Here is a 6681-nt window from a genome sequence, read left to right as displayed (position 1 = left end):
GGTTACCCGACGCCTGGTTGTTCTGATTACCGCCCGTGCAGGACCTGGAATTTCCACACGGCGCTGTGGGAACGACCTTTGGCTTTGAGACCTCGTGCTGCGCTGCCGCGGCAGTCCCCACGCCTGTCCCGAGAGCAAGCGTCGCGACCAGGCTGGACGCACCTATCAGGCGCGGTATGCGATGCCGGATGTTCGTCATCATGGCGGCTTCCTTGCATGTGAAAGCGGGTTTGGGCTTGCCTTTGCCCGTTCATCGTGGAGCGCGGGGCATCACCGTCGCGTGACGCTGGCGTGACAGGACTCACGGCCTTCGCCGTCGAGCGTCTAATACAGCCGGCTCTCACCGCTCAGACCCCGGCATCACCCGACGCCAGCGTCATGCTTGCTTGATTTGCTTGATGCACACGTGCCCCTGAAACAGGACCGGGTCCCGTTCGCCGGACCTCTCTCCAAAACCGACGAAACCCGCCACACGAGCGTGGCGGGTTCGCGTCGTAGGAGCTGATCGGCGTAGGCAGCGCTTCAGCTGCCCTACAGCTCGGCGCCTGTTACTGGTTCGTCTGCTGGATGGCCGGCGCGAACAAACCGATAGCGATCGTGGGCCCGCTTACCTGGTTGTTCTGGTTGGTACCACCAGAGGCACCGTTCGCCTGGTTGTTCTGGTTGGTTCCACCAGCGGTGCCGCTTGCCTGGTTGTTCTGGTTAATGCCACCAGAAGTGCTGCTCGCCGCCGGGGTCGTCTGGGTGGTGCCACCGAGGACCTCGACCAGCTCGCCCGGCACCTCCAAGAGCCCGCCCAGCAGGCCGCCGACACGGAGAACGCGTCCCGCCTGCGCGTTCGCCTCCCGCGCGGTCACCTGGCCGACACTCTTCGTCTTCTTCTTCGTCGTCGTCTTCTGCACCTTCGTCTTCTTTTCCGCAGATTGCCGCCCCTGCGGAGTGGCATCGCCCAACACACGGGAGACCGGGAATGGCTTGGTACCTCCGTGGTGGGAGTCGCCGGAGTCGGCGGCAGAGGCGGTTCCCGAGCCTAGAGCGACCAGACCACCGACCGTAAGAGCGGCGATCACGGCCTTCTTGAGCTTGCGCATGAAATGTTGCCCTCCGTGCGTTTGCGAGTACAGAACCGCATTACTTTTCGCAATGGGGTGATTACTTAACGTACACAGGTGCGGGATGGCCATTCCCCCGGCGGCTCGTGTCGCGTGCCCTGATCACTCGTTCACCCTCACCAAGGCCCCACGCCTCGCGATGTCTTTCGCGGTCCTGAAAGGGCGCCCCCGGCCTCGGGGCCTGGCGCGGACACCGCCTCAGCCCCACGGACGAGGACCGGATGGCCCAGGGGGCCACCGGAGACGGAGTGGTCGAACGGCGGCCCTACAGGCGGCCGGAGCCGGCTCGGTCACTTCCGGCCACGACCCGTACAAGGCGACCGCATCCCTTGAACTCAGCGGAACCGTGCTGCATGACCCCCACACGACCGTCTGGCTGCCCGTCGATGCCGCGGGCGTCCCCCATCCACGCCCGATACGAGCCCTGTTGGCGGGGCCACGCGAGCAGCGACCCTGCGGACAGGGCTTCGAAACCTTCCTCGGGTGCCCGTACTACGCGACCGTGCGCCTGGTGGAAACCGCCGCGCTCCGCCCCGCTCAGTGCCACCCGCCGGACACGGGATGGGGTTTGCTGACCCTGCGTCAGGGCGCCGAACGCGCCGCACGGAATTCGCCGGTTGACGGAGCGGCCCACGAAACCCGCCGACCGTGTCGCCGTGTCAGAGCTCGCGCCGTGAAGGACTCGCCCCCGGTGCCGAGCCCGCCCACGTCGTTTCGAGTGCTCAGGCAGCGCTTCGGAACGGACGGAACGCCACCCGTTGGTCGTCCATTCCGGTCCGACCACGTGGTCTCACGCAGAGACCGGATACAGGAAGGTCCGGACCCGGACCCGGTAGAACGCGCTGACCGGTCGGAGGCCGCGCCCCGATCTGCATCGGCCCGGCGTCTCTATGATCTTCGTCATGCCGGGGAGCCCTTCTGGCGCGCCCGGGAGGCGACGTGATGGAGTGCGCCCGCCGCCGTCGGCCCCCGCCAGCGCGGTGCTGCACAGGGTGCTACGCGAAGGCTTTGGACCAGACCCGGGAGCGGGCCGACAGCCGGATCGACGCCACGTATCGCGGGTGGAACGGGCTTGAGCAGTCGCGCCTCCGCCGGGCGACCCATGTGGAACACGCCCTGATCAGAGGCGGGATTCGGGCGGCATGGGGTGAGACACGCCACCCTCGACCGGTGCCGAGATCGAACCGAGGCGGGAAACTGAAAACCCCCTCCGATCTGCCGTACAGGCTGATCAGAGGGGGTTTTCCCCAGTGTGGCGGCGCCAGGATTCGAACCTGGGAAGGCGAAGCCGGCAGATTTACAGTCTGCTCCCTTTGGCCGCTCGGGCACACCGCCGGGGTTTGCCGCCAAGTCGAACCGCTTTTCGGCGGTGTTCCCTGGCAACGACGTAAACAATACCCGATCCCGAGGGGTGCTCCGCCACCCGATTGATCGGCGCCCACAGGGCGTGGGGTGGCTAGGCTGGTGCGAATGCGACCCGGTCTCCGTACAGGGACCGACGGCCGTCGCCACGCGCCGCAACGCATCCCGTTACCCCCGATACAAGGAGCCACAGGACATGGCCGACTCCAGTTTCGACATCGTCTCGAAGGTCGAGCGGCAGGAGGTCGACAACGCCCTCAACCAGGCCGCCAAGGAGGTCTCGCAGCGCTACGACTTCAAGGGCGTGGGCGCCTCCATCGCCTGGTCCGGCGAGAAGATCCTGATGGAGGCGAACTCCGAGGAACGGGTCAAGGCGATCCTCGACGTCTTCCAGTCGAAGCTGATCAAGCGCGGCATCTCGCTGAAGGCGCTGGACGCGGGCGAGCCCCAGCTCTCCGGCAAGGAGTACAAGATCTTCGCGTCGATCGAGGAGGGCATCTCCCAGGAGAATGCGAAGAAGGTCGCGAAGGTCATCCGTGACGAGGGCCCCAAGGGCGTGAAGGCCCAGGTCCAGGGCGACGAGCTGCGTGTCAGCTCGAAGAGCCGCGACGACCTCCAGGCCGTGATCGCGCTTCTCAAGGGCCAGGACTTCGACTTCGCCCTCCAGTTCGTGAACTACCGGTAGTCATCGCCGGCCGGAGTACGCGAGAGGGTGGGCACCCGCGGGTGCCCACCCTCTCGTCTGCCGTCCGTCCTCAGGTCGCTCAGTCGCGCGAGTTCCCGAACAGGAGGCGGTAGGCGATCAGCAGCACCAGCGAGCCTCCGATAGCCGCCAGCCAGGTCGTGCCGTCGTAGAAGTTTTTGGTGAACGGGTGGTCCAGCCAGCGGGCCGATATCCAGCCGCCGAGGAACGCGCCCACGATGCCGATGAGGGTCGTCCCGATGAAGCCGCCGGGGTCGCGGCCCGGCAGGAGGATTTTGGCGATGGCTCCGGCCAACAGTCCCAGGATGATCCAACTGATGATGCCCATGCCCTGAACCTGCCCTTCCGCGCCGGGTTCGCACTGCTCCGGCCCTGTGATCTCGGCCGGGGCCGGTTGTGCCGGACAGACTGCCCGAGCCATCCGGATGTGTCCGTAGCGCGTATGTTCGTGCCCTGTCGATGACCAGGACGCTTCGGCGATACCAGGCGGTTGCGGCGATCAGTAGGGTGCGGCGCATGGCTTCCTCCCCCGCCGGTCTGCGGCGCACGCTGGGCGTACGTGACGCCGTGGTCGTCGGCCTCGGCTCGATGATCGGGGCCGGCGTGTTCTCGGCTCTGGGCCCGGCGGCCCGCGCGGCCGGGTCGGGGCTGCTGCCGGGGCTGGCCGTCGCCGCGCTGGTCGCCTACTGCAACGCGATGTCCTCGGCCCGTCTCGCCGCCCGCTACCCGCAGTCGGGCGGCACCTATGTCTACGGGCGGGAACGGCTCGGCGCCTTCTGGGGGTACCTCGCGGGCTGGGCGTTCGTCGTCGGGAAGACGGCGTCCTGCGCGGCGATGGCGCTGACCGTGGGCGTGTACGTCTGGCCGGACCAGGCTCATGCGGTGGCCGTCGCGGCCGTGGTGGCACTGACCGCCGTGAACTACGGCGGCATCCAGAAGTCGGCCTGGCTGACACGGGTGATCGTGGCCGTGGTGCTGGCGGTCCTCGCTTCCGTGGTGGTCGTGTGCCTGACGTCCGGACAGGCGGAGGCCGGGCGCCTGGACATCGGACTGTCGTCTGGCGTGGGCGGCGTTCTCCAGGCGGCCGGTCTGCTGTTCTTCGCGTTCGCCGGCTACGCGCGCATCGCGACCCTCGGTGAGGAGGTGCGGGACCCGGCACGCACCATCCCGCGCGCGATTCCGCTGGCTCTGGGTATGACCCTCGTGGTGTACGCCTGCGTGGCGGTGGCGGCGCTCTCGGTGCTGGGCGCGGACGGGCTCGGGCGTGCCGCTGCGCCGCTGGCCGACGCGGTGCGGGCGGCCGGGGTGCCGGGACTGGTGCCCGTGGTGCGGGTGGGGGCCGCGGTGGCCGCGCTCGGCTCGCTGCTCGCACTGGTCCTCGGGGTGTCGCGGACGACGCTCGCCATGGCCCGCGACGGCCATCTGCCCCGGGCGCTGGCCGCCGTGCATCCTCGCTTCCAGGTCCCGCACCGCGCGGAGCTGGCCGTCGGCGCGGTGGTCGCCGTGGTGGCGGCGACGGCGGACGTCCGGGGTGCCATCGGTTTCTCCTCCTTCGGTGTGCTGGCGTACTACGCGGTGGCGAACGCCTCGGCGTGGACGCTCGATCCGGCCCCGCGTGCCCGCGTGATCCCCGTGGTCGGACTGCTGGGCTGCGCGACCCTGGCGTTCGCACTGCCGGTGGTGTCGGTAGCGGCGGGGGCGGCCGTACTGGCGGTCGGTGCGGCGGCCTACGGGGTACGACGCCGGGTTGCGGCACGGTAGGCGGACGGCGCCGCTACCGTGACCGGCCCCGTTCCAGCCGTCGGTAGCCGGTGGCCGGCCCCTCCGGGCTGCGGTGTCTCAGGAGGTCTGGCCGAGGCCCGTGCGTGTCCGGAACTCGGGCCAGGGGGCGAGATCCGTGCCCTCGTCGGTCTCCTCGTACCAGCCCGTGCCGTCCAGCCAGACGTGCAGCCAGTCGGTGAGGGTGGGCGCGTCCACGAACCAGGCGCCGTCGGCGTCGTCGGCGTTCGGCTCGTACAGGAGGACGGTGGCCTGCGGAGTGCGGCAGTCCACGCACGCGTACATGCCGCAGCCCCAGTGGGATATCGGCAGCACGCCTTCGGGCCAGGGCCACTCCGGGTCCTTGCGGCCGTGCGCGCGGTTGGCGAGGTACTGGGCGACGGCGGCGGGTTCGCCGGAGGGCGGGGCGTCGAGCAGGGGCAGCAGCCCGTACGACGGGCCGAAGCCGCCGTCCCCCACTCGTCGGTAGAGCGCGGTGAGCAGGGGCGGCAGCGAGAACCCCAGGGCCTCCCGAGCCCGGTCGAGCGTGGCCGCGTCGACGGGCTCGGGCAGCGAAGGCCAGCCCCAGGGGCGGGAGTTGCGGGCCTGCGCGGTCACCCGTGTCAGCAACTGCTCGAACTCGGTCATGGCTTCATGATGCAGGCCTGCACTGACAACGGGGCCGGGCTGTGGACAACGTGTCGTCGGCGCTCCGGCCTGTGGACAACTCGGGTGTCCGGCTCGGCGGGCGGGGTGCGGTCAGCGGGTCGCGAACGGCTCGTCGGTGGGCACGATCTCGCGGCCCAGCGGGAGCAGGGAGACCGGGATCAGCTTGAAGTTGGCGATACCGAACGGGATTCCGATGATCGTGATGCACATGGCGATACCGGTGACGATGTGGGCGAGGGCCAGCCACCAGCCCGCCAGCACCAGCCACAGCACGTTGCCGACGCAGGAGCCGGCGCCCGCGTCGCGCCGCTCGACGGTCGTGTACCCGAAGGGCCACAGGGCGTAGACGCCGATCCGGAACGCCGCTATGCCGAACGGGATCGTCTCGGGACGTTCCCAATCACGCTACAAGGGCACTGCGCTTCCGCCTGGACGCCTGACCGGCTGATACTTGTGGCAGCAGGCATGCCGACGGAGTGACCTGGAGAGGGTACCGATCATGAAGCTGTTCAACCTGCTGCTCAACATCCTGTGGCTCGTCTTCTGCGGCTTCTGGATGGCGATCGGCTACACGATCGCAGCACTGATCTGCTTCGTCTTGATCATCACGATCCCGTTTGGCATCGCGTCCCTACGTATCGCCGGCTACGTCCTGTGGCCGTTCGGGCGGACCACGGTGGAGCGGCCGGACGCTGGCGCCGGATCCTTCATCGGCAACGTGATCTGGGTGATCTTCGCGGGGTGGTGGCTGGCTCTGGCCCACTTGATCACGAGCATCCCGCTGTTCCTGTCGATCATCGGGATCCCCTTCGGCTGGGCGAACCTGAAGCTCATCCCCATCTCACTCATGCCGTTGGGGCGCGAGGTAGTAGCCACAGACCAAGGGTTCGGCGGGCGCTGACCGCTCTGCATGCATGGCAGGCGGGAACCGTGTGTACCCGCCTATCGCGATCTGACCACAACCTACGGGCGGTCCGTGCGCCGAGTGGCCTGATGCCGAACGGGAGCGCGGACTGCCGGGCGTTTCCCGGCAGAGGGTGGCTGAACCGCTAGGCAGTTTCGTTTGGATCACCGGGC

General features: G+C 68.7%; 7 protein-coding genes and 1 tRNA gene. 3 read left to right on the top strand and 5 right to left on the bottom strand.

Translation table 11 applies throughout. The features are described 5' to 3' along the window. Window positions 1-548: 548 nt before the first annotated feature. Both AAW13_RS43070 and AAW13_RS43065 read right to left on the bottom strand, forming a co-directional pair. Window positions 549-1091 carry a hypothetical protein gene (locus tag AAW13_RS43070; RefSeq protein WP_046734179.1) on the bottom strand — a complete coding sequence of 181 codons (543 nt, stop codon included), beginning with the start codon at window positions 1089-1091 and terminating at the stop codon, window positions 549-551. A 1274-nt stretch (window positions 1092-2365) separates the two neighbouring features. Continuing rightward, a tRNA-Tyr gene (locus AAW13_RS43065) sits at window positions 2366-2447 on the bottom strand. A 223-nt stretch (window positions 2448-2670) separates the two neighbouring features. Here AAW13_RS43065 and AAW13_RS43060 point away from each other — a divergent pair. After that, window positions 2671-3159: a YajQ family cyclic di-GMP-binding protein gene (locus AAW13_RS43060; protein WP_046734180.1), complete on the top strand. Its 489-nt coding sequence runs from the start codon at window positions 2671-2673 to the stop codon at window positions 3157-3159. Window positions 3160-3238: 79 nt separating this feature from the next. On the opposite strand, the gene AAW13_RS43055 is transcribed toward AAW13_RS43060, so the two are convergent. Beyond that, entirely contained in the window at window positions 3239-3505 is a 267-nt protein-coding gene (locus AAW13_RS43055) for a GlsB/YeaQ/YmgE family stress response membrane protein (RefSeq protein WP_046734181.1), read from the bottom strand. A gap of 188 nt (window positions 3506-3693) precedes the next feature. On the opposite strand from AAW13_RS43055, the gene AAW13_RS43050 reads away from it, so the two are divergent. Beyond that, window positions 3694-4938 (top strand): APC family permease, encoded by a 1245-nt coding sequence (locus AAW13_RS43050; RefSeq protein WP_046734182.1) that lies wholly within the window; start codon window positions 3694-3696, stop codon window positions 4936-4938. A 78-nt stretch (window positions 4939-5016) separates the two neighbouring features. Here the strand turns inward: AAW13_RS43050 and AAW13_RS43045 are convergent, their stop codons facing one another. Continuing rightward, window positions 5017-5583 (bottom strand): SMI1/KNR4 family protein, encoded by a 567-nt coding sequence (locus tag AAW13_RS43045; protein WP_046734183.1) that lies wholly within the window; start codon window positions 5581-5583, stop codon window positions 5017-5019. A gap of 111 nt (window positions 5584-5694) precedes the next feature. Then, window positions 5695-5985, bottom strand: coding sequence for a YccF domain-containing protein (locus AAW13_RS43040; RefSeq protein ID WP_420855530.1), 291 nt, complete (start codon window positions 5983-5985; stop codon window positions 5695-5697). Between the two features lie 118 nt (window positions 5986-6103). Here AAW13_RS43040 and AAW13_RS43035 point away from each other — a divergent pair, with 118 nt between their 5' ends. Then, window positions 6104-6505: a YccF domain-containing protein gene (locus AAW13_RS43035; RefSeq protein ID WP_046734184.1), complete on the top strand. Its 402-nt coding sequence runs from the start codon at window positions 6104-6106 to the stop codon at window positions 6503-6505. Window positions 6506-6681: the final 176 nt, after the last annotated feature.

The organism is Streptomyces humi, assembly GCF_001005085.2.
In the GTDB taxonomy this organism is placed as follows: Bacteria; Actinomycetota; Actinomycetes; order Streptomycetales; family Streptomycetaceae; genus Streptomyces; species Streptomyces humi.
The sequence above is the reverse complement of the archived record's forward strand: the minus strand, read 5'-3'. Positions and strand labels throughout refer to the sequence as shown.